Origin of the sequence: Leifsonia soli, from assembly GCF_013408745.1 — a bacterium.
Classification (GTDB): Bacteria; Actinomycetota; Actinomycetes; order Actinomycetales; family Microbacteriaceae; genus Leifsonia; species Leifsonia soli.
The window spans coordinates 1242128-1267131 of sequence record NZ_JACCBJ010000001.1 but is presented as its reverse complement, the minus strand read 5'-3'; the positions used below and the strand labels follow the sequence as shown (position 1 = coordinate 1267131).

Here is a 25004-nt window from a genome sequence, read left to right as displayed (position 1 = left end):
TATGCCCGCATCCACTACTTCTAGAGAGAAAATTTCGAAAGGAAACCGTGTCTTCACGTTCCCGCAGCAAGACCCGCGAGTCGCGGGCCCTGGGCATCCCGCTCACCCCGAAGGCGGCGCGCTACATGGAGAAGCGCCCCTACGCTCCGGGTGAGCACGGCCGCACCAAGCGCAAGGCCGACTCGGACTACGCCGTGCGTCTGCGCGAGAAGCAGCGTCTGCGCGCCCAGTACGGCATCCGCGAGAAGCAGCTCCGGATCGCCTTCGAGGAGGCCCGCCGTACGCAGGGCCTGACCGGTGAGAACCTGGTCGAGCTCCTCGAGATGCGCCTGGACGCCCTCGTGCTCCGCGCCGGCTTCGCCCGCACCATCACGCAGGCGCGCCAGTTCGTCGTGCACCGTCACATCCTCGTCGACGGCCAGCTCGTCGACCGCCCGTCGTTCCGCGTGAAGCCGGGCCAGCTCATCCACGTCAAGGCCCGCTCCGAGGGCACCGAGCCCTTCCAGGTCGCGGCCGCCGGCGGTCACCTCGACGTCCTGCCGAAGACCCCGGGCTACCTGGATGTCGAGATCGACAAGCTGCAGGCGCGCCTCGTGCGCCGCCCGAAGCGCGCCGAGGTCCCCGTGACCTGCGAGGTCCAGCTGGTCGTCGAGTACTACGCGGCTCGCTGAGCACCAGCATCACTCCGGACGGGGTCGCGGCTTCTCGCCGCGGCCCCGTTCGTCGTCTCCGCCCGGTCTTTCCCGTTCCCGCCGTTCCCGCTGCGCCCGGGTGCGACTACGCTTGACCCGTATGCCTGAGGCGGAATGGAAGGAGCCCACGTGTCCGGAGGAGACATCGCAGGGTTGATCGCGGCGGTCGTGTTCGCGATCCTCGTCGGCTTCATCGCCATCCCGCTGATCAAGCTGGGGCGCGTGCTCGACTCGACGCGCGACGCGATCAAGGAGGCGAGCGACGGCATCACGCCGATCCTCGACGAGACCGCGACGACGCTGCAGGAGACCAACAAGCAGCTCGCGCGCGTGGACGTGATCACCAAGAACGTCGCCGACGTGACCGGAAACGTCTCTGCACTCGTCGCGCTGTTCGCCGCGACGGTCGGCGGTCCGCTGATCAAGCTCGCCGGCTTCAGCGCTGCGGCCAGGGCGGCCTTCCGCGCCGCCGGCGGATTCGGCTCCCGGAAGGCACGCGGCGGCTCGCACTAGACTGGACTCTCGTCTGCCGCGCCGCGCGCGGCGGCATCCAGAGAGGGAGGATCAGCATGAAGAGTTTCCTGTGGCTGCTCATCGGCGTGGCCATCGGCTTCGCCGTCGCCCACAAGGTCAACGAGACCCCCAAGGGTCGCGAATTCTTCAGCACCATCGACCGGAAGGCGCGCGACTTCGGGGAGGCCGTCACCGACGGGTACCGTCAGCGCGAGGCCGAGATCCGCTCGGCCATCCAGGGCGACTGACGCCCCTTCCCCTCACCACCCGCAGACCTCGATCGACCGGACCCCATGCAGACCGCTGAAATCCACCGCCGCTGGCTCGACTTCTTCGCGCAGCGCGGCCACACCGTCGTCCCCTCCGCCTCGCTGGTCAGCGACGACCCGTCGCTGCTCTTCACGGTGGCCGGGATGGTGCCCTTCGTCCCCTACCTGACCGGTGTGGTGCCCGCGCCCTTCCCGCGGGCGACCAGTGTGCAGAAGTGCATCCGCACCCTCGACATCGACGAGGTCGGCAAGACGCCGCGGCACGGCACGTTCTTCCAGATGTGCGGCAACTTCTCCTTCGGCGACTACTTCAAGGAGCAGGCGATCACCTTCGCCTGGGAGCTGCTGACCACGTCGGAGGACGACGGCGGCCTCGGCTTCGACCCGAAGGACCTGTGGGTCACGGTCTACGAAGAGGACGACGAGGCGCGCGAGATCTGGCAGCGCGTCTCGACCCTGCCGGCCGACCGCATCCAGGGCCTCGGCAAGGACACCAACTACTGGTCGACCGGCCAGCCCGGCCCGGCGGGCCCCTGCTCGGAGATCTTCTTCGACCGCGGCCCCGCCTACGGCGCCGACGGCGGCCCTGCGACCGACGACGACCGCTACGTCGAGATCTGGAACCTCGTCTTCATGCAGTACCTGCGCGGCGAGGGAGACGGCAAGGAGTTCGAGATCCTCGGCGACCTGCCGAAGAAGAACATCGACACCGGCATGGGCCTCGAGCGCGTCGCGTTCCTCAAGCAGGGCGTCGACAACATGTACGAGATCGACCAGGTGCGCCCGGTGCTCGACCGCGCGGCCGAGCTCGCCGAGAAGCCGTACGGCAACGAGGCGCACGAGGACGACGTGCGCCTGCGCGTCGTCGCCGACCACGTCCGCAGCGCCCTGATGCTGATGGCCGACGGGGTGACCCCGTCGAACGAGGGCCGCGGCTACGTGCTGCGCCGCCTGCTCCGCCGCACCGTGCGCGCCATGCGCCTGCTCGGCGTCGAGACGGCGACCTTCCCGGAGTTGTTCCCCGTCTCGCGCGACGCGATGAAGGCGGCCTACCCCGAGGTCGCGACCGAGTTCGACCGCATCTCGCAGCTCGCCTACGCGGAGGAGGAGACGTTCCTCCGCACCCTGACGGCGGGCACGAGCATCCTCGACACCGCGGTCGCGACGACGCAGAAGGAGGGACGGAAGCAGCTCGCGGGCGACACCGCGTTCCTCCTGCACGACACCTACGGCTTCCCGATCGACCTGACGCTGGAGATGGCGGAGGAGGCGGGTCTCACCGTCGACCGGGGCGCGTTCGACAAGCTCATGGCCGACCAGCGCTCCCGGGCGAAGGCGGACGCGAAGGCGAAGAAGACGGCGCTGGCCGACCTGTCGGTGTACAGCAGCTTCCGCTCGCTCGGCGAGACCGTGTTCACCGGATACACCGAGCTCCAGACGGAGTCGAGCATCCTCGGCATCATCGTCGACGGCCACGCGGTCGACCGTGCCCGCGAGGGTCAGGTCGCCGAGGTCATCCTCGGCGCGACCGCGCTCTACGCGGAGTCGGGCGGACAGGATGCGGACGCCGGATCGATCGTCGGCCCCGGGTACGAGCTCGACGTCCTCGACGTGCAGAAGCCCGTGAAGGGCCTGATCAGCCACAAGGTGCTGGTGCGCAGCGGCGAGGTCGGCACCGGCGCGCCCGCGACGAGCATCGTGGATGCGGACTACCGCCGCGGCGCGCGCCAGGCGCACTCGGGCACGCACATCATCCACGCCGCGCTCCGCCAGGTGCTCGGCTCGAACGCGCACCAGTCCGGCTCGTACAACAAGGCCGGCTACCTGCGTCTCGACTTCTCCTGGAACCAGGCGCTCTCGGCCGAGACGCGCAGCGAGATCGAGGAGATCTCGAACAACGCCATCCGGCAGAACCTCGAGGTCACCACTCGCGAGCTCCCGCTCAGCGAGGCGAAGGCTCTCGGCGCCATGGCGCTGTTCGGCGAGAAGTACGGCGACGTGGTGCGGGTCGTCGACATCGGCGGCCCGTGGTCGCGCGAGCTCTGCGCGGGCACCCATGTCTCGACGAGCTCCGAGATCGGGATGATCAACCTGGTCAGCGAGTCGTCGGTCGGCTCCACCAACCGGCGCGTCGAGTCGCTGGTCGGCCTGGAGGCGTTCAAGGATCTCGCGGTGGAGCGCACGATCGTGTCGCAGCTCTCCAGCTCGCTCAAGACGCCGCGCGAGCAGCTGCCCGAGAAGATCGCGGACCTGATGGCGAGCCTGAAGGCGGCGGAGAAGCGCATCCAGGCGTTCGAGGCCCGCGCGGTGCTCGACAAGGTCCCGGCCCTGCTCGAGTCGGCGACGCGTCGCGGAGCGGTGACGGTCGTGGCCGAGGACGCCGGCTCCCTGAACAGCCCGGACGACCTGCGGATGCTCGTCACCACCGTGCGCGATCGGCTCGGCTCCGACGCGGCGGCGGTCGCCCTCGCGGCCCGCGCCGGCGGCAAGCCGGTCGTGATCGTCGGCACCAACCAGGCGGCGCGCGATGCCGGCGTCAACGCGGGAGCGCTCGCGAAGACGGCGGCGGGTGTGCTCGGTGGCGGCGGCGGCGGAAAGGCCGACCTCGCGCAGGGCGGCGGGACCGACGCCGATGCGATCCCCGCGGCGCTGAGCGCCGTCGTCTCGGCGATCGGATAGCACCGGGTGCGCAGCGGGGTGCGGATCGGCATCGACGTCGGCAAGGTCAGGATCGGCGTGAGCCGGTCCGACCTCCACGGGATGCTGGCCACCCCGGTGGAGACGGTTCCTCGCTCAGAGGATGCTGCGGATCGGCGGCGGATCGCCGAGATCGTCGGCGAACTCGGAGCCTTCGAGGTTATCGTCGGTCTGCCGTTGGCGCTCTCGGGCGCGCATACCGCATCCACGGCGGACGCGATCGGTTTCGCCGAGGCCCTGGCAGTGGAGGTCGGGATCCCGGTGCGGCTGGTCGACGAGCGCCTGTCGACCGTGTCGGCGGCCTCGGCGCTCCGGGCGTCGGGCAGAAATGCGAAGAAGGCGCGTCCGGTGGTGGATCAGGTCGCTGCCACGATAATTTTGCAGCACGCCCTCGACGCGGAGCGGGCCACCGGCCGTCCGCCGGGTGACCCCGTCGAATCGAGCATTGGACACTAGTTTTGGCTCAGAACCCCCCCGAGCGGCCGGAGCCGCCCGCCTTCCCGGCCGTGAACCGGCCGCCGTCGCCGCCGCAGACGCCGGCGACGGACAGCGGCGAGCGTCCGCCGATGACGCGCCGCGAGGCGCGGGCCGCCCGTGAGGCGCAGGAGCGCAGGGCCGAGGGGGCGCCGGACTCGCACGAGCAGCGGGAGCAGCGGGAGCAGCAGGAACCTCAGGAACCGCCCGCACCCGGCACCGCCCCGGTCTCGGCCGCGCAGTCGCCGTCCGCGACGCCCTGGTCGATGTTCGACGACAGCACGCCGATCTCGTCGCCCACTCCGGCCCAGGAGACCTCGGCCGATCGTGCGGCCCTCGCGGGTCTCGACTTCGACGCCGTGATCACCGGACCGATCACCCACGTCGAGGAGCCGGAGACGGTCGCCGTCGCCGCGCGGCACGGAGCGGACGATCACGCGCCGTCGCCCCACGACCACCCTGCGCGTACTGTGTTCGGCGTGCTGGAGGATACCGAGGACGAGACCGTGGACGACGCGCATCCGCTGGTCTGGCGTCAGCAGAACTACCTGTCCCACGACGAGCCGCCGAAGAAGCGCCGCTGGGTCAAGCGGCTGATCGTGACGATCGTCGTGCTGGGGATCCTGGGCGGCATGGCCGGCGCAGCGTACGCCATCTTCCAGCCGCAGATCGCCAAGGTGCAGAACGCGCTCTTCCCGCCCGAGAACGACTACAAGGGCAACGGGACGGGCGAGGTGATGTTCACCATCGCATCCGGCGACGACGGCTCCACGATCTCCGAGAACCTCGCGAAGGCCGGCGTGGTCAAGACGTATGACGCGTTCTATTCGCTGCTGCTGCGCCAGAAGCCGGATGTGGAGTTCCAGCCCGGCGTGTTCAAGCTGGCGAAGCAGATGAGCGCGGCCGCCGCGCTGGCCGCCCTGAAGGACCCGGCGTCGCGCGTGGAGAACACGGCGGTCATCCCGGAGGGGACGGCCGAGAAGGACATCCTGCAGACGGTGTCGGACGCGGCGAAGATCCCGCTCGCCGACCTCCAGACCGCCGCGGCGAACCCCGCGGCGTACGGCCTCCCGCCGGAGGCGAAGTCGCTCGAGGGCTTCCTGTTCCCTGCGACGTACACCTTCGCCCCGGGGACCACGGCGCAGCAGGCGATCAAGACGATGGTCGACCGGATGTTCCAGGCGCTCGACGAGGCCGGCGTCGCCCCGCAGAACCGGTGGAACACCATCGTGCTCGCGTCGATCGTGCAGCGGGAGGCGGGGCTGAAGGACGACTACCCGAAGGTGGCCCGCGTCTTCCTGAACCGCCTGGCGCAGGGCTGGGACCTCCAGTCGGACGCGACGGTCGCGTACGGCACCGGTCACACCGACCGGGTGGAGACGACCGACGCAGAACGCGAGGACGCCGCGAACCCGTACAACACGTACGTGCACTCGGGCCTGCCGGTCGGACCGATCTCGAACCCCGGCGACCTGGCGATCAACGCGGTGCAGCATCCCGCGGACGGCACCTGGATGTACTTCGTGACCTGGAACCTCCAGACCGGAGAGACGATCTTCTCCACAACGCAGGCGGAACACGATGCCGCTGTGGAGAAATGGCAGCAGTGGATGAAGGACAACCCCGGCTATGGATGACACGAGCAAGCAGCGGCGCGACGAGGACGTGGCGGAGCCCGCGGTGCTCGAGGACGACGCGGTCGACGAGTCGCCGTCCGACGCCGATGAGCGGGCCGCCGTCGAGGACGGCGTGTCGGAGGCGTCGGCGGAGGCGTCGATCGCCGCACTCGTGGAGGCGGAGCGCGAGCGCGAGGCCGAGGAGTCGGCGGTCGAGGAGGCGGAGGATGCCGTCGAGCGGGAGGCTCCGCACGACGCGCCGGAGGCGCCGGAAGCGGTGCCGGCGGGCGAGGCACACCCCGACCCCGCGCCCGAGCCCGAGAAGGCCCCCGCGAAGGCTCCGGCGAAGGCCCCTGCGAAAGCTGCGGCGAAGTCCGGCTCGAAGCCGACGGCATCCAAGCCCCGCACCCCGAAGGCACCCAGCCGCCGGCTCGCGGTGCTCGGCTCGCCGATCGGCCACTCCCGGTCGCCGCAACTCCACCGGGCCGCGTACGATGCGCTCGGGCTGGACTGGTCCTACGAGGCCGTCGACGTCACGGAGGACGCCCTGCCGGAGTTCATCGCGAACCTCGGCCCGGAGTGGCGCGGACTCTCGCTCACGATGCCGTTGAAGAAGGCCGTGCTCCCGATTCTGACGGAGACCGACCGCATCGCGGAGCAGACCGGCGGCGCGAACACCGTGCTCCTCGACGGCGAGGCCGTCCGCGGCTTCAACACCGACGTCGCCGGCATCGTCCGCGCCCTGCAGGCGGCGGGACTCGAGCAGGCGCACTATGTGCACATCCTGGGCGGGGGAGCCACGGCGGCGTCCGCGCTCGTCGCCGCGGCCGAGCTCGGTGCGGACAGGGTGGACGCGCACGTGCGCGACCTCGAGCGCAGCGCGTGGATCGAACCGCTCGCGAACGAGCTCGGCCTCCGTGTCCGCATCCGACCGTTCGCGCAGGCGGACCGCTCGCTCGACGTGCCAGACCTCGTGATCAGCACCCTGCCGGGCGGAACCACCACCGAGGCGGTCTACACCGACTCCACCCGGCGCCGGTCCGTGCTGTTCGACGTCGCGTACGAGCCGTGGCCGACGCCGCTGGCCCGTCAGTGGGAGGCGGTGGGCGGCCGGGTCGTGTCCGGCCTCGCCATGCTCGCGCACCAGGCCCTTCTGCAGGTGCGCGTGTTCGTCTCGGGCGATCCGCTGCAGCCGCTGGAGGACGAGGAGGCCGTGCTCTCGGCCATGCTGGACGCCGTCGGCATCGACGAGCAGGGCTCCCCGCTGGAGCACTGAGCGCGCGGTCGCACCACTGCGCTGTGCCAGAATCGAAGCATGCTTCGTTGGCTCACGGCCGGGGAATCCCACGGTCCCGAACTCATCGCCGTCCTGGAGGGTCTTCCCGCCGGGGTCCCGGTCTCGCTCGACGCGATCCGTGCCGATCTGGCACGCCGCAAGCTCGGGTACGGCCGCGGCGCGCGCATGAAGTTCGAGCAGGACGCGCTGGCGGTCTCCGGCGGCGTCCGTCACGGCCTCAGCCTGGGCAGCCCGATCGCCCTGCGCATCGGCAACACCGAGTGGCCGAAGTGGGTCGACGTGATGAGCCCGGAGCCGGTCGACCCGGAGGTGCTGAAGTCCGGTCGCGGCGCGGCGCTGACCCGCCCGCGCCCCGGCCACGCCGATCTCGTCGGCATGCAGAAGTACGGCTTCGACGAGGCGCGCCCGATCCTTGAGCGCGCGAGCGCCCGGGAGACCGCCGCCCGCGTCTCGCTGGGAGCGGTCGCCCGCTCGTTCCTCAACGAGCTGGGCATCACGCTCGTGAGCCACACCCTCTCCATCGGCCCCGTCCGGGTGCCGGAAGGCGCGCCGCTGCCCCGCCCGTCGGACGTCGACACGCTCGACGCCGACCCGCTGCGCTGCTTCGACCCGGCCACCTCCGAGCGGATGGTCGCCGAGGTGGATGCGGCGCACAAGGACGGCGACACCCTCGGCGGCGTCGTCGAGGTGCTCGCGTACGGCGTCCCGCCGGGGCTCGGCTCGCACGTCCACTGGGACCGCAAGCTGGACGCGCAGCTCGCCGCCGCTCTGATGGGCATCCAGGCGATCAAGGGCGTCGAGATCGGGGACGGGTTCCTCACGACCACGCGCCGCGGCTCCGAGGCCCACGACGAGCTCGTCGCGGGCGACGGCGCGATCGCGCGCACCAGCGACAAGGCCGGCGGAACCGAGGGCGGCATGAGCACCGGCGGCGTCCTGCGCGTCCGCGCGGGGATGAAGCCGATCGCGACCGTCCCGCACGCGCTGCGCACCGTGGATGTGGCCACGAGCGAGGCCGCGCCGGCGCACCACCAGCGCTCCGACGTCTGCGCGGTTCCCGCCGCCGGGGTGGTCGCCGAGGCCATGGTCGCGCTCGTGCTCGCGAACGCCGTGCTGGAGAAGTTCGGCGGCGACTCGATCGGCGAGACGGCCCGCAACCTCCACGCGTACCTGGCCAGCATCCCGGAGAACCTCGCGACCGAGCGCGTCAGCGCACCCTACGCCTGACGCCGTGTCGTCCGAGCTCTCGACGCCCGTCGTCCTGATCGGTCCGCCCGCGGCCGGCAAGACGCGGGTCGGCAAGCGCCTGGCGCGCCGACTGCACCTGCCGTTCGTCGATACCGACGCCGTCGTCGTCGCGCAGCACGGCCCCATCCCGGCTCTGTTCGCCGAGCACGGCGAGCCGTACTTCCGGCAGCTCGAGCGCGCGGCGGTCGCCGAGGCGGTGCGCGAGCCCGGCGTCGTGTCGCTCGGCGGGGGAGCCGTGCTCGACCCGGCGACCCAGGCCGACCTCGCCGAGACCCGCGTCGTGCTGCTGACGGTGCGGCCGGAGGCGATCGCCCGCCGCATCGACAACGCCAAACGGCCGCTCGTCACCGACCTCGAGTCCTGGAAGCGCCTCGTCGCGGCCCGGAGCGACCTCTACCACTCGCTCGCCGACTACACGGCCGACACCTCGTCGCGTCCCATCGACACCATCGTCGAGGAGATCGCGGCGTGGGTCGAGTCGCAGAAGGAAGGACACGCATGACCGACGCCCCCACCGAGATCCTGGTCCCCGGTGCGCACCCGTACCCGGTGATCGTGGGCCGCGGGCTCCGGCTGGAGCTCGCACCGCACCTCGGGAACGCGGTCGCCAAGGTGCTCGTCGTGCACCCGCCGACCCTCGGCGCCGCTGCGGCCGAACTGCGCGAGTCCCTCGTCGACCGCTACGAGGTGCTTCTCGCCGAGGTCCCGGATGCGGAGGCCGCCAAGCGCGTCGAGGTCGCGTCGTTCCTGTGGGGGATCATGGGGCAGGCCGACTTCACGCGGTCGGACGCTGTGATCGGGTTCGGAGGCGGCGCCGTGACCGACCTGGCCGGCTTCGTCGCCGCGACCTGGCTGCGCGGCGTCAAGCTGATCCAGGTGCCGACGACGCTGCTCGGCATGGTGGATGCGGCGGTCGGCGGCAAGACCGGCATCAACACCGCGGAGGGCAAGAACCTCGTCGGCGCCTTCTACGCACCGGACGCCGTGATCTGCGACCTCGACACCCTCACGTCGCTGCCGAAGAACGAGATCCTCGCCGGGTTCGCGGAGGTCGTGAAGTACGGCTTCATCGCCGAGCCGGAGATCCTCGACATCATCGAGGCGGACGTCGACCGGGCGACCGACCCGGAGACGCCGGAGCTGCGCCGGCTGGTGGAGCTGTCCATCGGCATCAAGGCGCGCGTCGTGGGGGAGGACTTCACCGAGCAGGGCCTGCGCGAGATCCTCAACTACGGCCACACGCTCGGACACGCGATCGAGCACGCCGAGCGGTACCAGTGGCGTCACGGCGCTGCCGTCTCCGTCGGGATGGTGTTCGCCGCGGAGCTGGCGCGGCTGAGCGGGCGGCTGAGCGACGAGGCCGTCGACCGGCACCGGCGCATCCTCGAGTCGCTGACCCTGCCGGTGTCGTATCCACTGGGCCGCTGGCAGACCCTCCTCGCCTCGATGCAGCGTGACAAGAAGGCGCGGGGCAGTATGCTGCGGTTCATCGTGCTCGACGACGTCGCCCGGCCCACCGTGCTGGCCGGGCCGGACCAGAGCCTGCTGTTCGCCGCATACCAGGAGGTGGGCTCGTGAGCGAGAAGACCGTGCTGCAGAGATTCCAGGCCAAGCCCGGCGACGGGATCGCCCTGGTGGTCTCCGGCGACGACGACCGTGCCCTGCTCGGTGCCCTGCCCGACGGCGCGACGGAGGCGCCGGTGGCGTCGGCCGCGATCGTCGCGACGGTGATCCGGACCCGCGACGAGCTGCTGGCGCGCTATGCAGAACAGCTGCCGGTCGCCGCGGGGGCACGAGCGGTCTGGGTGGTGTACCCGAAGGGCGGCCGTGCCGACGTCAACCGTGACGTCGTCGCGGGCGAAGCCCGTGCCTACGGCTGGCGCGGTGTCAGCAACATCGCGGTGGACGACACCTGGTCGGCCGTGCGCGTGCGCCCGCTGAAGGACGGAGAGGAGTGACGTGACGAGCATCCTCGTCCTGAACGGACCCAATCTCGGCCGCCTGGGCACCCGCGAGCCCGACGTCTACGGCTCCGGCACCCTCGACGACCTGCGCGCCGTCCTCGTGGAGGACGCCGGCGACGACACGATCGACCTGCGCCAGACCGACGACGAGGGCGAGCTGCTGCGCTGGCTGCACGAGGCGGCGGACACGGGCGCTCCCGTCATCCTGAACGCCGGCGCGTGGACGCACTACTCGTACGCCGTGCGGGACGCGGTGTCCCTCGTGACGGCCGCCGGAGGCACCGTGGTCGAGGTGCACCTGTCGAATCCGCACGCCCGCGAGGAGTTCCGGCACACCAGCGTCCTCACCGCCGTGGCCACGGGCGTCATCGCCGGGTTCGGGTTCGAGTCGTACCGGCTGGCGCTCGCCTTCATTCGCCGAAACGCCCGCTGACGTCTAGAATCTCTGGGGGCCGCTGTGCGCGGCCGACTGTGGGCCGCCTCCGGAGCGAAGCGCGGCACCACCCGAATCTTCACACCGAGCGAACGGAAACATCCCCTTGGCCTCTACCGCTGACATCAAGAACGGCGTCGTCCTCAGCATCGACGGACAGCTCTGGACCGTGATCGAGTTCCAGCACGTCAAGCCGGGCAAGGGCGGCGCGTTCGTCCGGACCAAGCTGAAGAACGTCACGACCGGCAAGACCGTCGACCGCACCTACAACGCCGGTGCCAAGATCGACATCACCAACGTCGACCGCCGCGACTACCAGTACCTCTACCAGGACGGCGCCGACTTCGTGTTCATGGACACGTCGGACTACGACCAGATCACCATCCCGGGCCCGGTCGTCGGCGAGGCCGCCAACTTCATGCTCGAGAACCAGAACGTCACCGTCGCGCTGCACGAGGGCTCCCCGCTCTACGTCGAGCTCCCCGCCTCCGTCGTGCTGGAGATCACCTACACCGAGCCGGGCCTGCAGGGCGACCGCTCCACCGGCGGCACCAAGCCCGCGACGGTCGAGACCGGCTACCAGATCCAGGTCCCGCTGTTCCTCGAGACCGGCACCAAGGTCAAGGTCGACACCCGCACGGGCGACTACCTCGGCCGCGTCAACGACTGAATGAGCGCTCGGACCAAGGCGCGCAAACGCGCGCTCGACGTGCTCTACAGCGCGGACCTGCGGCAGACGCCGCTCCGGCAGGCGCTGGCCACCGAGGCGGAGCGCGCCGCGAACGAGCCGGCGCGTGAGGCGTCCTGGCTCTACGCGCGCGAGATCCTCGACGGCGTCATCGAGCACCAGGACGAGATCGACGAGCTGATCGAGACCTACGCCCAGGGCTGGACCCTGGCCCGCATGCCCGCCGTCGATCGCGCAATCCTGCGCATCGGCGTCTGGGAGGTGCTGTTCAACGACGAGGTGCCAGAGGGCGTCGCGATCTCCGAGGCGGTCGAGGCGGCCACCGTGCTGTCGACGGACGACTCGGCCGGCTTCGTGAACGGCCTGCTCGCCAAGATCGCCCACACCCGGGCCTGAACACCGAGGACCGCATGAGGACTGCCGAAGATCGCATCGCCGGCGCGCGCACGGGTGTGCGCCGCCGGATCGTCCGGATGGCCGCGGCCGCCGCACTGGCCGTCGGCGTGGTCGCCGGGGTCGCGGCGTGCTCGCTGCTCGGGGGAGCATCCAACGTCCCGGTGGCGACCGACAAGCCGCCGACGGGGACCGACGGGGCGGTGGACTTCGACGGCGGCTTCATCACCGCGGGCGACGGGGCGAAGACGGTCGACATCTGGTTCGACGCGATGTGCCCGGTGTGCGGCGCGTTCGAGCAGGCGAACGGCACCACCCTGGCGAACGCTGTCGACGACGGCTCGATCACGCTCCGGCTGCACCCGCTCACGTTCCTCGACGCCGCCTCCAACGGCACGGGGTACTCGACCAGGGCGGCCGCAGCGCTGACCTGCGTCGCCGTGAGCGACCAGCGCGCGGTGCTGCCGTTCTACCAGGCGCTGTTCACGGACCAGCCGGAGGAGAACTCCGACGGGCTCACCGACAAGCAGCTGGCCAAGCGCGCGAGCGACGCCGGCGCCGGCGACATCGCCTCCTGCCTCGCGGACAGCGGTCCGTACCAGGCGTGGGCGCAGGCGAACACCGCGCACTCGCAGAAGGGCCCGATCGAGGTGGACGGCCGGAAGGTGCTCGACACCATCAAGGGCACCCCGACCGTGCTCGTGAACGGGAAGCAGTATCCCGGCGGCATCTCCGACAAGAAGGCGTTCACGGCGTTCCTCGCCGACCACTGACCGCGTCCGAATCGGAGGACATCGCCGAGCGCGCGTCCGCCGGTTCCTCCGTTTCGTGCATCCCCTCGGCGTGTCGCGTGTCACCTCCTCCGTTTCGCGCGTCCGCGCCGACGGGCGGGCGTCGCGGAGAAACGGAGGACTTCCGGCCGCCTCGCCGGCGTGTCGGCGGGAAAGGGAGGGGATTCGAGGGCGGATGCCCGCGGACTCCTCCGTTTGCAGCGGGTGGATGCGGCGGGTGGATGCGGCGGGAGCGGCCTGCGGGAACGGACGGCGGCAGCCTGGTAGGGTGGAGGCGTAGGCATCCTTTAAGAGCCGTCCTGTGAGGCGGGGAAGGAGGTCGGCATGACGGCGCGCACCGTGCTGCATCAGGCTGACATCGCCCGGGCGTTGACTCGGATCTCTCACGAGATCCTGGAGTCCAACCGGGGAACGGACGATCTGGTGATCCTCGGGATCCCGACCCGCGGCGTCGTGCTCGCGCGGAGGATCGCCGAGAACATCCAGCGCATCGAACCGGCGGCCGTCGCGTCGCCTGCGGACATCGTCGGCGCGCTCGACGTGACCATGTACCGCGACGACCTCTCGCGGCGTCCCACCCGCACGCCGCAGCCGACATCGCTGCCCGGGCCGATCGACGGGAAGACCGTCGTGCTGGTCGACGACGTGCTCTTCTCCGGCCGCACCATCCGCGCGGCGCTCGACGCGGTGAGCGACCTCGGACGCCCGCGGGCCGTCCGCCTCGCCGTGCTCGTCGACCGCGGCCACCGCGAGCTGCCGATCCGCGCCGACTTCGTCGGGAAGAACCTGCCGTCGGCCGCAGCGGAGCGCATCTACGTCCGCCTCACCGACGTCGACGGCGACGAGTCGGTCACGATCGAGGAGCCGGGCACGGACACCGGCACCGGGCGGGGGAGCGACGCATGAGGCACCTGCTCTCCACCCGCGACCTGCCGCGCGAGGACGCCATCCGGCTGCTCGACATCGCCGAGGACATGGCGGACGTGCAGGACCGCGAGGTCAAGAAGCTCCCGACGCTGCGGGGCAAGACCGTCGTGAACCTGTTCTTCGAGGACTCCACCCGCACGCGGATCTCGTTCGAGGCGGCCGCGAAGCGCCTCTCGGCCGATGTGATCAACTTCTCCGCGAAGGGGTCGAGCGTCTCCAAGGGCGAGAGCCTCAAGGACACCGCCCAGACCCTGCAGGCCATGGGCGCGGACGCCGTCGTGATCCGGCACGGGTCGTCGGGCGCCCCGCAGACCCTGGCGACGAGCGGCTGGATCGACGCCGGCATCGTGAACGCCGGCGACGGCACCCACGAGCACCCGACGCAGGCGCTCCTGGACGCGTTCACCATGCGTCGCCGCCTCCACGGCACGGCGTCGCGCGGCAAGGACCTCGACGGGGTGAGCGTCGCGATCGTCGGCGACATCGTGCACTCGCGCGTCGCGCGCTCCAACGTGTGGCTGCTGCGGACGCTCGGCGCGCACGTCACTCTGGTCGCGCCGCCGACCCTGCTGCCGGTGGATGTGTCCGGCTGGCCCGCCACCGTCGGGTACGACCTCGACGCCGCCATCGCCGCCGGTCCCGACGTCGTGATGATGCTGCGCATCCAGGCGGAGCGGATGAATGCGGCGTTCTTCCCCAACACGCGCGAGTACTCGCGGCGCTGGGGGCTGGACGAGGAGCGATTGGGCCGGCTGCGGGCCGATAGCATTGTGATGCACCCGGGACCGATGAACCGCGGGCTGGAGATCTCGGCCGCGGCCGCGGACTCGCCGCGCTCGACGGTCCGGGAGCAGGTCGCGAACGGCGTCTCCGTGCGGATGGCAGCCCTGTACCTGCTGCTGTCGGGTGCGAATACCGAACAGGTACGGCCAGGCGGTGTGAGGTGAGTGTGGACGAGAGATTCCTGATCGGCGGCGCGACGCTGGCCGACGGCACCCGGACCGACCTGCTGGTCGAGGGCGGCCGGATCGTCGAGACCGGCTCGGGGGTGAGCGCGGCGGGCGCGACGGCGATCGACGCGGACGGGCTGCTCGCGCTGCCCGGGCTGGTCGACCTGCACACGCACCTGCGCGAGCCCGGCTACGAGCAGAGCGAGACCGTCCTGACCGGCACGCGCGCCGCAGCCGCCGGCGGATTCACGGCCGTGTTCGCCATGGCGAACACGTCGCCGGTCGCCGACACCGCCGGTGTCGTGGAGCAGGTGCTGAGCCTGGGCGAGGCGGCCGGCTACGCGACCGTGCGCCCGATCGGCGCTGTGACGGTCGGCCTCGCCGGCGAGCGTCTCGCCGAGCTGGGGGCGATGGCGGAGTCCCGCGCCCGCGTCCGGGTGTTCTCGGACGACGGCAAATGCGTCTCCGACCCGCTGCTGATGCGCCGGGCGCTGGAGTACGTGAAGGCGTTCGACGGCGTGATCGCGCAGCACGCGCAGGAGCCGCGGCTGACCGAGGGCGCCCAGATGAACGAGGGCGCTCTCTCCGGCGAGCTCGGCCTGGCGGGCTGGCCCGCGGTGGCCGAGGAGTCGATCATCGCGCGGGATGTGCTGCTCGCCGAGCACGTCGGATCGCGCCTGCACGTCTGCCACGTCTCGACGGCGGGCAGCGTCGACGTCATCCGCTGGGCGAAGGCCCGCGGCATCGACGTGACGGCCGAGGTCACCCCGCACCACCTGGCCCTCACCGAGGAGCTGGCGACCGGGTACGACGCGCGGTACAAGGTCAACCCGCCGCTCCGCCGCCGCGAGGACGTGGAGGCGCTCCGCGCCGGCCTCGCCGACGGCACGATCGACATCGTGGCGACCGACCATGCTCCGCATCCGGTCGAGTCCAAGGATTGCGAGTGGGATGCGGCCGCCTTCGGCATGGTCGGACTCGAGTCGGCCCTGCCCGTCGTGCAGGCCTCGGTCGTGGACAACGGGATGCTCGGCTGGGCCGACGTCGCCCGGGTGCTGTCCGCCACTCCGGCGCGGATCGGACGGCTGGACGGCCACGGCGCTCCGCTCGCCGCCGGCACGGCCGCGAACCTCTTCCTCTACGACCCGACCGCGTCGCGCACCTTCTCGACCGGCGATCTCGCCGGGAAGGGCGTCAACTCGCCTTACCTGGGGCTGACGCTGCCCGGCCGCGTGGTGACGACCTTCCACCAGGGCCGACCGACCGTTCTCGACGGCACGGTCGTCGACGTGGAGGAGGTGGCGGCGCGTGGATAAGGTGCTCCCCACCCTCGGGATCCTCGCGGTCGTCGTCATCGTGATCGCCCTCGCGGTCGTCGGCTGGCGCCGGCGCGTGCAGCGCGACACCGCATCCGGTGGCGGCTACTCGATCCCGGGAACGCTGAGTGCGCCGACCGCCTCCATCGAGGCGCTGTACGTCGCGACGACCCGCGCCGGTCAGCCCCTGGAGCGGCTCGCCCTGCCCGGTCTGGCGTTCCGCGGAACGGCGACGGTGACCGTCCGGCCCGAGGGCGTCGAGCTCGCGGTGACGGGCGAGCAGCCGGTGTTCGTCCCGGCGGCCGTCGTCACCGGTATCGGCGCCGCGAGCGTCGCCATCGACCGCGTCGTCGAGAAGGACGGCCTGCTCCGCCTCGGCTGGACCACCAGCGGCGGCACCGCCGCCGACAGCTACGTCCGGGTCGTCGACCCGGCCGGCCGCGCGCAGCTCGCTGCGGCCATCGAAGATCTCGTGCCCCGGACGGACTCCGCGGGCACGGCCGGCGCGGAGACGCCCGGCGCCGACACGACGGGCGTCGACCGCCCGAACGACAAGGAGGTGTGACGTGCTCGCTGCAGAACCCGCAGTGCTCGTCCTCGAAGACGGAAAACGGTACGTCGGCCGGGCGTACGGCGCCCGCGGGCGCACGCTCGGCGAGGCCGTGTTCGCCACCGGCATGACCGGCTACCAGGAGACGCTGACCGACCCGTCGTACGCGGGCCAGATCGTCCTCATGACGGCGCCGCACATCGGCAACACCGGGACGAACGACGAGGACATGGAGTCCCGTCAGATCTGGGTCGCCGGGTACGTCGTCCGCGAGCCCAGCCGTGTCGTCTCCAACTTCCGCGCCCAGCGGAGCCTCGACGACGACCTGGTCGCGCAGGGCGTCGTCGGGATCAGCGGCATCGACACGCGCGCCGTGACCCGTCACATCCGCTCGGCCGGAGCCATGCGCGCCGGCATCTTCTCGGGAGACGACTTCGCGCTGAGCGACAGCGAGCAGCTCGACCTCGTGCTCGCCGACGCACCGATGAAGGGCCGCAACCTGTCGGCCGAGGTGTCGACGGTCGAGCCGTACACCGTCCCGGCGGTGGGCGAGAAGGTCGGCTCGGTCGCCGTGCTCGATCTCGGCGTCAAGAAGTCCACTCTGGAGAACCTGGCCGCGCGCGGGCTCGACGTCCACGTCCTCCCGCAGCAGGTGACCGCGCAGGATGTGCTCGACCTCGGCGTCTCCGCCCTGTTCTTCTCGAACGGGCCCGGCGACCCGCAGGCCTCCGACAAGCACGTCGCGCTGCTCCAGGAGACACTGCGGGCGGGCCTGCCGTACTTCGGCATCTGCTTCGGCAACCAGCTGCTCGGCCGCGCGCTCGGCCTCGACACCTACAAGCTGCCGTTCGGCCACCGCGGGATCAACCAGCCGGTGCTCGACAAGCGCACCGGCCGGGTCGAGATCACCGCGCAGAACCACGGCTTCGCGGTGAAGGCGCCGATCGACGCGTCCTTCGACTCGCCCGCCGGCTTCGGCCGCGTCGAGGTGAGCCACTTCTCGCTCAACGACAACGTCGTCGAGGGACTGAACTGCCTCGACCTGAACGCGTTCAGCGTGCAGTACCACCCGGAGGCGGCCGCCGGCCCGCACGACGCCAACTACCTCTTCGACCGCTTCCTCGACATGGTCAAGGCGCAGCACACCGCGCCCGCCGACCCGTCAGCCCGCACCGAGAACCAGGAGAACGCCTGATGCCCAAACGTGACGACATCCAGTCGGTGCTGGTCATCGGCTCCGGGCCGATCGTCATCGGCCAGGCGGTCGAGTTCGACTACTCCGGCACCCAGGCGTGCCGCGTGCTGAAGGCGGAGGGCGTCCGCGTCATCCTCGTCAACTCCAACCCGGCGACGATCATGACCGACCCCGACTTCGCCGACGCCACCTACGTCGAGCCGATTACCTGGCAGGTCATCGAGACGATCATCGCGAAGGAGCGCCCGGACGCGATCCTGCCGACCCTGGGCGGACAGACGGCGCTCAACGCGGCCATGCAGCTGCACGAGCACGGCATCCTCGAGAAGTACGGCGTGGAGCTGATCGGCGCGAAGTTCGAGGCGATCCAGAAGGGCGAGGACCGCCAGATCTTCAAGGAGCTCGTGGTCGAAGCGGGCGCCGAGGTCGCGCGCTCGCACATCGCGCACACGGTGGATGAGGCCCTCGAGTTCGCCGAGGACCTCGGCTACCCGCTCGTCGTCCGGCCGTCGTTCACGATGGGCGGACTGGGCTCCGGCTTCGCCCACACGCCCGACGAGCTCCGCCGGATCGCCGGGGACGGCATCCACCAGAGCCCGACCAGCGAGGTGCTCCTGGAGGAGTCCATCCTCGGCTGGAAGGAGTACGAGCTCGAGCTCATGCGCGACACCGCCGACAACACGGTGGTCGTCTGCTCCATCGAGAACGTCGACCCGGTCGGCGTGCACACCGGCGACTCGATCACGGTCGCCCCGGCGCTCACGCTGACGGACCGCGAGTACCAGCGGATGCGCGACATCGGCATCGACATCATCCGCGCGGTCGGCGTCGACACCGGCGGCTGCAACATCCAGTTCGCGGTGAACCCCGAGAACGGCCGGATCATCGTCATCGAGATGAACCCGCGCGTCTCGCGCTCGTCGGCGCTGGCGTCGAAGGCGACCGGCTTCCCGATCGCGAAGATCGCCGCGAAGCTCGCCATCGGCTACCGCCTGGACGAGATCCCGAACGACATCACCAAGGTGACGCCGGCGAGCTTCGAGCCGACGCTCGACTACATCGTCGTCAAGGTGCCGCGGTTCGCGTTCGAGAAGTTCCCGGCCGCCGACCCGACGCTGACGACCACCATGAAGTCCGTCGGCGAGGCGATGGCGATCGGCCGCAGCTTCAGCTCGGCGCTGCAGAAGGCGCTCCGGTCGCTCGAGAAGCGCGGTTCGTCGTTCCACTGGGGCCAGCAGACCCGGACGGTGGACGAGCTGCTCGCCTCGATCGCGACTCCGACCGACGGCCGCATCGTCGACGTGCAGCAGGCGCTGCGGCTCGGTGCGACCCCGGAGCAGGTGTTCGAGGCGACCAAGATCGACCCCTGGTTCATCGACCAGATCGTCCTGATCAACGAGGTCGCCGACCAGATCCGCGACGCCCCGACGCTCGACACCGACACGCTGCGCTACGCGAAGGACCACGGGTTCTCGGACGCGCAGATCGGCGAGCTGCGCGGCTTCGGCGAGGCGGACGTGCGCGAGGTGCGCCACATCCTCGGTGTCCGCCCGGTCTACAAGACGGTCGACACCTGTGCCGGCGAGTTCCCGGCGCTCACGCCGTACCACTACTCCAGCTACGACCTGGAGACCGAAGTGGAGCCGAGCGACAAGCGCAAGGTCGTCATCCTGGGCTCCGGCCCGAACCGCATCGGCCAGGGCGTCGAGTTCGACTACTCGTGCGTGCACGCGTCGTTCGCGCTGCACGACGCCGGGTTCGAGACGATCATGATCAACTGCAACCCGGAGACGGTGTCGACCGACTACGACACCAGCGACCGGCTCTACTTCGAGCCGCTGACGCTGGAGGACGTGCTGGAGATCATCCACGCGGAGTCGCAGTCCGGCGAGCTCGTCGGCGTCGTCGTGCAGCTGGGCGGCCAGACGGCGCTCGGGCTGGCGAAGGGTCTGGAGGCCGCAGGCGTCCCGATCCTCGGCACGACGCCGGAGGCCATCGACCTGGCGGAGGAGCGCGGGCTGTTCTCGGGCATCCTCGACGAGGCCGGCCTCGTCGCGCCGCGCAACGGCACGGCCGTCGATTTCCCGAGCGCCTCGCACGTGGCGGAGCAGATCGGCTACCCGGTGCTGGTGCGCCCGAGCTTCGTGCTCGGCGGCCGCGGCATGGAGATCGTCTACGACAGCGCATCGCTCGCGGACTACTTCGAGCGCGTCGCCGGCCAGGGGATCGTCGGCCCGTCGCATCCGCTGCTGGTCGACCGGTTCCTCGACGACGCGATCGAGATCGACGTCGACGCCCTGTTCGACGGAGAGCGGCTGTACATCGGCGGCGTGATGGAGCACATCGAGGAGGCCGGCGTGCATTCCGGCGACTCGTCGTGCACCCTGCCGCCGATCACGCTCGGCCGCCGCGAGATCGACCGGGTGCGCGACGCGACCAGGAAGATCGCCGAAGGGATCGGCGTCCGTGGTCTGCTGAACGTGCAGTTCGCGATCGGGGCCGGCGTGCTCTACGTGCTCGAGGCCAACCCGCGCGCCTCGCGCACCGTGCCGTTCGTGTCCAAGGCGCTCGGCATCCCGCTCGCCAAGGCCGCGTCGCGGATCATGGTCGGCGAGACGATCGCCGACCTGGTCGCCGAGGGGCTGCTCCCCGAGCAGGACGGCTCGCGCATCCCGATGGACTCGCCGGTCGCCGTGAAGGAGGCCGTGCTGCCGTTCAAGCGGTTCCGCACGAAGGAGGGCACGGTCGTCGACTCGGTGCTCGGCCCGGAGATGCGCTCCACCGGCGAGGTCATGGGCATCGACAAGGACTTCCCGACGGCGTTCGCGAAGAGCCAGTCGGCCGCGTACGGCGGCATGCCGCTGGGCGGCACGGCCTTCGTCTCGGTCTCCGACCGCGACAAGCGCGCGGTGGTGCTTCCGGTGCTCCGGCTGCACCAGCTCGGCTTCGAGATCGTCGCGACCGAGGGGACGGCCGAGGTGCTGAACCGCAACGGCATCGCGGCGCGCATCGTGCGCAAGCACAGCGAGGCCCAGGAGAGCGGAGGCGACTCGATCGTCGACATCATCAACCGCGCAGAGGTGGATGTGGTGATCAACACCCCGAGCGGGCGTTCGGCGCGCGCCGACGGGTACGAGATCCGCGCGGCGGCGGTCGCGGCCGACAAGCCGCTGTTCACGACCATCGCCGAGCTGAGCGCTGCGGTCGCGTCGCTGGACGCCATCCGCGAGGGCTTCGACGTGAAGTCGCTGCAGCAGTACGCGATCGAGCGGCTCGCCCGCGCATGACGCCCCCCGCTCTCGAACCCGGCGATTCCGGAGTTTTTCCGTCCGGCACGCCGTTGGCGGGCCGAAAAACTCAGGAGCCGTCGGCGGGGCGCGGGGCACGGTTCGGGGACAGGCTCGCGGCGGTGTTCGCCGAGCAGGGGCGGCTGTGCGTCGGCATCGACCCGCATGCGCACCTGCTCGAGGCGTGGGGGTTGCCGGCGTCCGCCGACGGCCTCCGCTCCTTCGGGCTGACGGTGGTGGAGGCCGCCACCGGGCAGGCGGGGATCGTCAAGCCGCAGGTGGCTTTCTTCGAGCGCTTCGGCTCGGCGGGTTACCGCGCGCTCGAAGAGGTGCTCGCCGCCGCGCGCGCCGCCGACCTCCTGGTGATCGCCGACGTGAAGCGCGGGGACATCGGGACGAGCGTGACGGCATACGCGGAGGCGTGGCTGACCCCGGGATCTCCGCTTGAGGCCGACGCGATGACCGTTGCCGCCTACCAGGGCGTCGGGTCGCTCGCGGACGCCATGGCGCTCGGCGAGAGGGCCGGCAAGGGCCTGTTCGTGCTGGCGGCGACCTCGAATCCCGAGGCCGCGGACGTGCAGCAGGCGATCGTCCGCTCCGGGCGTCGGGCGGGACAGTCCGTCGCTCGTGCGATCATCGAAGACGTGCATTCGTTCAATCAGGAGCAGCAGGACGGCGCGCCGTTCGGGTCGGTCGGGCTGGTGCTCGGCGCGACCGTCGAGCTGGCGGACTACGGGATCGACGTCGCGACGGCGGGGGAGCGGACGCCCGCCCTCCCGGTGCTCGCGCCGGGGTTCGGCCACCAGGGCGCCCGGGTCGAGGACGCTCCCCGGCTGTTCGGCTCGCTCGCGACCGGTGTGATCGTCAGCGAGTCCCGGGGGCTCCTGGGCGCCGGACCGGACGGGCTGGCCGAGGCGATCCGCCGCCGCGCCGACGAGGTGCGGTCCGCGCATGTCTGAGGCCGCATCCACCCGGGATTCTGCTCCCACGCGCCCGGCTCCGCCCGACGTCGACCGCCAGGCGGCGTCGCAGGCCGCCGTTGCCGCACGGCGCGCCCGCGCGGCGGTGAAGGCGTCGATCGCGTCGCGTGAGGTGTCGCCGCTCGTCGTGCTGGACCGCGCGACGGCCGACCCGGACGGCGTCGAGGGGCGGTTGCGGGTGACCGAGTTCCTGCTCAGCGTCCCCGCCATCGGCACCACCAAGATGCAGGAGGCGCTCGACCGTCTCGCCATCTCGCCGGCGAAGCGCCTCGGCGGCCTGGGGCGGCACCAGCGGCTGCGCCTGCGGCAGTACCTCATCGAGCGCGAGAACCGCAGCGCGCGCCAGCGCACCCGGCTGGTCGTGCTCGCCGGACCGACCGCGGTCGGCAAGGGCACCGTCTCCACGTACATCCGGGAGCACTATCCCGATGTCCTGCTGTCGGTGTCGGCGACCACGCGTGCGCCGCGGCCCGGCGAGGTCGACGGGGTCAACTACTACTTCGTGGACGACGCCGAATTCGACCGGATGATCGACGCGGGCGAACTGCTGGAGCACGCCACGGTCCACAACGCCTACCGCTACGGGACGCCGCGTGCCCCGATCGAGAAGGCCCTCGCGGCCGGACGCAGCGTCCTGCTCGAGATCGACCTCCAGGGCGCCCGCCAGGTGCGTGAGTCGATGCCGGAGGCCCGCCTGATCTTCCTGCTCCCGCCGACGTGGGAGGAGCTCGTTCGCCGCCTCATCGGGCGCGGCACGGAGGACGCGGCCGAGCAGCAGCGCCGCCTCGAGACGGCGAAGGTCGAGTTGGCGGCGCAGGACGAGTTCGACTACAAGGTCGTCAACCACGACGTCGCCGAGGCGGCCCGCGAGGTCGTAGACTTGATGAAGGTCCGTGCGGCGCCAGCGCGTCCATGACCTCTCTCCGCGCCGTCGCCGGCGCGCCCACCGTCCTCGGTCGCCCCTCGCGGCCGTCCGATCCCGCCCAGCGCGCGATCGCCCAGAACTAAGGAGCACCCCGCATGGCCACCAGCAACAACGGCATCATCGACCCGCCCATCGACGACCTCCTCTCCCGAGTCGAGTCCAAGTACGCGCTCGTGATCTTCGCGTCCAAGCGGGCACGCCAGATCAACGACTACTACGCCGACCTCCACGAGGGCAGCCTGTTCGACAACGTCGGCCCGCTGGTCGACTCGTCCGTCGACGACAAGCCGCTGTCGGTCGCGCTGCACGAGATCAACGAGGACAAGCTCGTCCTGAAGCCGATCGCCGCCGCCGAGTAGGACCCAGGCAGAAGACAACACCACAGGACGACCGCAGCCGGGAGGGCCCGGCCGAGGAGAGGTGCCGCCGTTGAGCCCACGATTGACCATCGTCGTCGGAGTGACCGGCGGCATCGCCGCGTACAAGGCCGTCGGTGTCATCCGCGCCCTGGTCCTCGAGGGTCACTCGGTGCACGTGGTCGCGACGGAGGCCGCCCTGCGGTTCGTGGGCCGGCCGACGCTCGAGGCGATCAGCCGCAATCCCGTCGCGACCGATCTCTACGAAGGCGTGGCCGAGGTGCGTCACGTCGCGATCGGGCAGTCCGCCGACCTGATCGTCATCGCCCCGGCGACCGCGAACACGATCGCCAAGCTCGCTGCCGGGCTGGCCGACGACCTGCTCGGCAACACCGTCCTCGCCTCCACTGCTCCTCTCGTCATCGCCCCGGCGATGCACACCGAGATGTGGCGGAACCCCGCGACGGTCGCGAACATCGCCACCCTCCGCAGCCGCGGCGTCACGGTCGTCGGACCCGCGAGCGGCCAGCTGACCGGAGCCGACTCCGGCCCGGGCCGCATGGAGGAGCCGGAGGTGATCGTGCGGGCGGCTCTGCGGGCCGCCGGCGCGATGCCACGCGCTGTCGAGGCGCCCGCGCACGCGCCCGTCGCCGTTCCCGCGGGCTCGCCGGCCGAGGCAACCGCCGTCAACGACGTGGTCGTGCTGTCGGAGCGCCGCCGCGCCAACGAGGCGGCGCGTCGTCCGCGCGGTGGCGTCGACCTCGCGGGGAAGCGCGTCGTCGTGACCGCGGGCGGGACGCGTGAGCCGCTCGATCCCGTGCGCTTCCTCGGCAACCGCTCGAGCGGGCGGCAGGGCGTCGCCATCGCGAGCGCCGCGCAGGCACGCGGTGCCGACGTCGTCCTGATCGCGGCGCACCTGGAGGTCGATCCGCCGGAGGGCGTCGAGCTGATCGAGGTGCAGACCGCGCTCGAACTGCAGGAGGCGGTCGAGGAGGCCGCGCGCTCCGCCGACGTCGTCGTCATGACCGCCGCGGTCGCCGACTACCGTCCGGCCGAGACCCGCGAGGCCAAGATCAAGAAGTCGGACCACGGCGACACGCTGACGCTGGAGCTGGTGGCCAACCCCGACATCCTGGCCGGGCTGTCCGCGCACAAGCGCGACGACCAGGTCGTCGTCGGGTTCGCGGCGGAGACCGAGCCGGACCCGCAGGCCCTCATCGAGCTGGGCCGGACGAAGCTCGCCGCCAAGGGCAGCGACTTCCTCGTGCTCAACCAGGTGGGCTGGTCGCAGGGCTTCGCAACGGAGAGCAACGAGGTCGTGGTCCTGCGCAAGGGCGGCGATATAGTGATGGAGGCCTCGGGCAGCAAGCTGTCGGTGGCCGACCGTATCCTCGACGTCATCGCGTAAGCACGCGCACGCCGGAGGCATCCGGTCGTGAGACA

Annotated in this window: 25 protein-coding genes; all 25 read left to right on the top strand. The window is 71.1% G+C overall.

Features of this window, described 5'->3' with window-relative positions; translation table 11 throughout:
* Positions 1-47: 47 nt before the first annotated feature.
* The 25 genes from rpsD (at position 48) to BJ963_RS06035 (ending at position 24969) form a co-directional block, all read left to right on the top strand.
* Entirely contained in the window at positions 48-671 is a 624-nt protein-coding gene (gene rpsD, locus BJ963_RS06155; protein WP_018191226.1) for a 30S ribosomal protein S4, read from the top strand.
* 150 nt (positions 672-821) lie between these two features.
* Positions 822-1205 carry a DUF948 domain-containing protein gene (locus BJ963_RS06150; protein WP_179455318.1) on the top strand — a complete coding sequence of 128 codons (384 nt, stop codon included), beginning with the start codon at positions 822-824 and terminating at the stop codon, positions 1203-1205.
* A 56-nt stretch (positions 1206-1261) separates the two neighbouring features.
* Positions 1262-1453 (top strand): hypothetical protein, encoded by a 192-nt coding sequence (locus BJ963_RS06145; RefSeq protein WP_089910448.1) that lies wholly within the window; start codon positions 1262-1264, stop codon positions 1451-1453.
* Between the two features lie 45 nt (positions 1454-1498).
* Positions 1499-4153 carry an alanine--tRNA ligase gene (gene alaS, locus BJ963_RS06140; protein ID WP_179455316.1) on the top strand — a complete coding sequence of 885 codons (2655 nt, stop codon included), beginning with the start codon at positions 1499-1501 and terminating at the stop codon, positions 4151-4153.
* 6 nt (positions 4154-4159) lie between these two features.
* Positions 4160-4627 carry a Holliday junction resolvase RuvX gene (gene ruvX, locus BJ963_RS06135; RefSeq protein WP_172824182.1) on the top strand — a complete coding sequence of 156 codons (468 nt, stop codon included), beginning with the start codon at positions 4160-4162 and terminating at the stop codon, positions 4625-4627.
* 2 nt (positions 4628-4629) lie between these two features.
* Positions 4630-6282 (top strand): endolytic transglycosylase MltG, encoded by a 1653-nt coding sequence (mltG, locus tag BJ963_RS06130; RefSeq protein WP_246298000.1) that lies wholly within the window; start codon positions 4630-4632, stop codon positions 6280-6282.
* Complete coding sequence (locus BJ963_RS06125; protein WP_179455314.1) at positions 6275-7537, top strand: shikimate dehydrogenase; 1263 nt, start codon at positions 6275-6277, stop codon at positions 7535-7537. The genes mltG and BJ963_RS06125 overlap by 8 nt, the downstream gene beginning before the upstream one ends.
* A 39-nt stretch (positions 7538-7576) precedes the next feature.
* On the top strand, positions 7577-8785 hold the full coding sequence (gene aroC / locus BJ963_RS06120; RefSeq protein ID WP_179455312.1) for a chorismate synthase: 1209 nt from the start codon (positions 7577-7579) through the stop codon (positions 8783-8785).
* Positions 8786-8789: 4 nt separating this feature from the next.
* Entirely contained in the window at positions 8790-9308 is a 519-nt protein-coding gene (locus BJ963_RS06115; protein ID WP_089910461.1) for a shikimate kinase, read from the top strand.
* On the top strand, positions 9305-10384 hold the full coding sequence (gene aroB / locus BJ963_RS06110) for a 3-dehydroquinate synthase (RefSeq protein WP_179455310.1): 1080 nt from the start codon (positions 9305-9307) through the stop codon (positions 10382-10384). The genes BJ963_RS06115 and aroB overlap by 4 nt, the downstream gene beginning before the upstream one ends.
* Positions 10381-10764: a hypothetical protein gene (locus tag BJ963_RS06105; RefSeq protein ID WP_179455308.1), complete on the top strand. Its 384-nt coding sequence runs from the start codon at positions 10381-10383 to the stop codon at positions 10762-10764. The genes aroB and BJ963_RS06105 overlap by 4 nt, the downstream gene beginning before the upstream one ends.
* Position 10765: 1 nt before the next feature.
* Positions 10766-11203 carry a type II 3-dehydroquinate dehydratase gene (locus BJ963_RS06100; protein WP_179455306.1) on the top strand — a complete coding sequence of 146 codons (438 nt, stop codon included), beginning with the start codon at positions 10766-10768 and terminating at the stop codon, positions 11201-11203.
* Between the two features lie 106 nt (positions 11204-11309).
* On the top strand, positions 11310-11873 hold the full coding sequence (gene efp / locus BJ963_RS06095; protein ID WP_089910474.1) for an elongation factor P: 564 nt from the start codon (positions 11310-11312) through the stop codon (positions 11871-11873).
* Positions 11874-12287, top strand: coding sequence for a transcription antitermination factor NusB (gene nusB, locus BJ963_RS06090; RefSeq protein WP_089910477.1), 414 nt, complete (start codon positions 11874-11876; stop codon positions 12285-12287).
* 14 nt (positions 12288-12301) lie between these two features.
* On the top strand, positions 12302-13057 hold the full coding sequence (locus tag BJ963_RS06085; protein ID WP_179455304.1) for a DsbA family protein: 756 nt from the start codon (positions 12302-12304) through the stop codon (positions 13055-13057).
* A gap of 342 nt (positions 13058-13399) precedes the next feature.
* Positions 13400-13981, top strand: a complete 582-nt coding sequence (gene pyrR, locus BJ963_RS06080) for a bifunctional pyr operon transcriptional regulator/uracil phosphoribosyltransferase PyrR (protein WP_179455302.1) — start codon at positions 13400-13402, stop codon at positions 13979-13981.
* Entirely contained in the window at positions 13978-14949 is a 972-nt protein-coding gene (locus BJ963_RS06075) for an aspartate carbamoyltransferase catalytic subunit (protein ID WP_179455300.1), read from the top strand. Before pyrR ends, BJ963_RS06075 begins: the two co-directional genes overlap by 4 nt.
* 2 nt (positions 14950-14951) lie before the next feature.
* Positions 14952-16268, top strand: coding sequence for a dihydroorotase (locus tag BJ963_RS06070; RefSeq protein ID WP_179455298.1), 1317 nt, complete (start codon positions 14952-14954; stop codon positions 16266-16268).
* Positions 16261-16833 (top strand): PH-like domain-containing protein, encoded by a 573-nt coding sequence (locus BJ963_RS06065; RefSeq protein WP_246297999.1) that lies wholly within the window; start codon positions 16261-16263, stop codon positions 16831-16833. Before BJ963_RS06070 ends, BJ963_RS06065 begins: the two co-directional genes overlap by 8 nt.
* Before the next feature lies 1 nt (position 16834).
* Complete coding sequence (gene carA / locus BJ963_RS06060; protein ID WP_343037235.1) at positions 16835-18013, top strand: glutamine-hydrolyzing carbamoyl-phosphate synthase small subunit; 1179 nt, start codon at positions 16835-16837, stop codon at positions 18011-18013.
* Positions 18013-21300 (top strand): carbamoyl-phosphate synthase large subunit, encoded by a 3288-nt coding sequence (gene carB, locus BJ963_RS06055; protein WP_179455296.1) that lies wholly within the window; start codon positions 18013-18015, stop codon positions 21298-21300. The genes carA and carB overlap by 1 nt, the downstream gene beginning before the upstream one ends.
* On the top strand, positions 21297-22259 hold the full coding sequence (gene pyrF / locus BJ963_RS06050; RefSeq protein ID WP_425484712.1) for an orotidine-5'-phosphate decarboxylase: 963 nt from the start codon (positions 21297-21299) through the stop codon (positions 22257-22259). The genes carB and pyrF overlap by 4 nt, the downstream gene beginning before the upstream one ends.
* Positions 22252-23196 (top strand): guanylate kinase, encoded by a 945-nt coding sequence (gene gmk / locus BJ963_RS06045; RefSeq protein WP_179455289.1) that lies wholly within the window; start codon positions 22252-22254, stop codon positions 23194-23196. The genes pyrF and gmk overlap by 8 nt, the downstream gene beginning before the upstream one ends.
* Before the next feature lie 104 nt (positions 23197-23300).
* On the top strand, positions 23301-23564 hold the full coding sequence (rpoZ, locus tag BJ963_RS06040; RefSeq protein WP_089910506.1) for a DNA-directed RNA polymerase subunit omega: 264 nt from the start codon (positions 23301-23303) through the stop codon (positions 23562-23564).
* 82 nt (positions 23565-23646) lie between these two features.
* Complete coding sequence (locus BJ963_RS06035) at positions 23647-24969, top strand: bifunctional phosphopantothenoylcysteine decarboxylase/phosphopantothenate synthase (RefSeq protein WP_179458047.1); 1323 nt, start codon at positions 23647-23649, stop codon at positions 24967-24969.
* Positions 24970-25004: the final 35 nt, after the last annotated feature.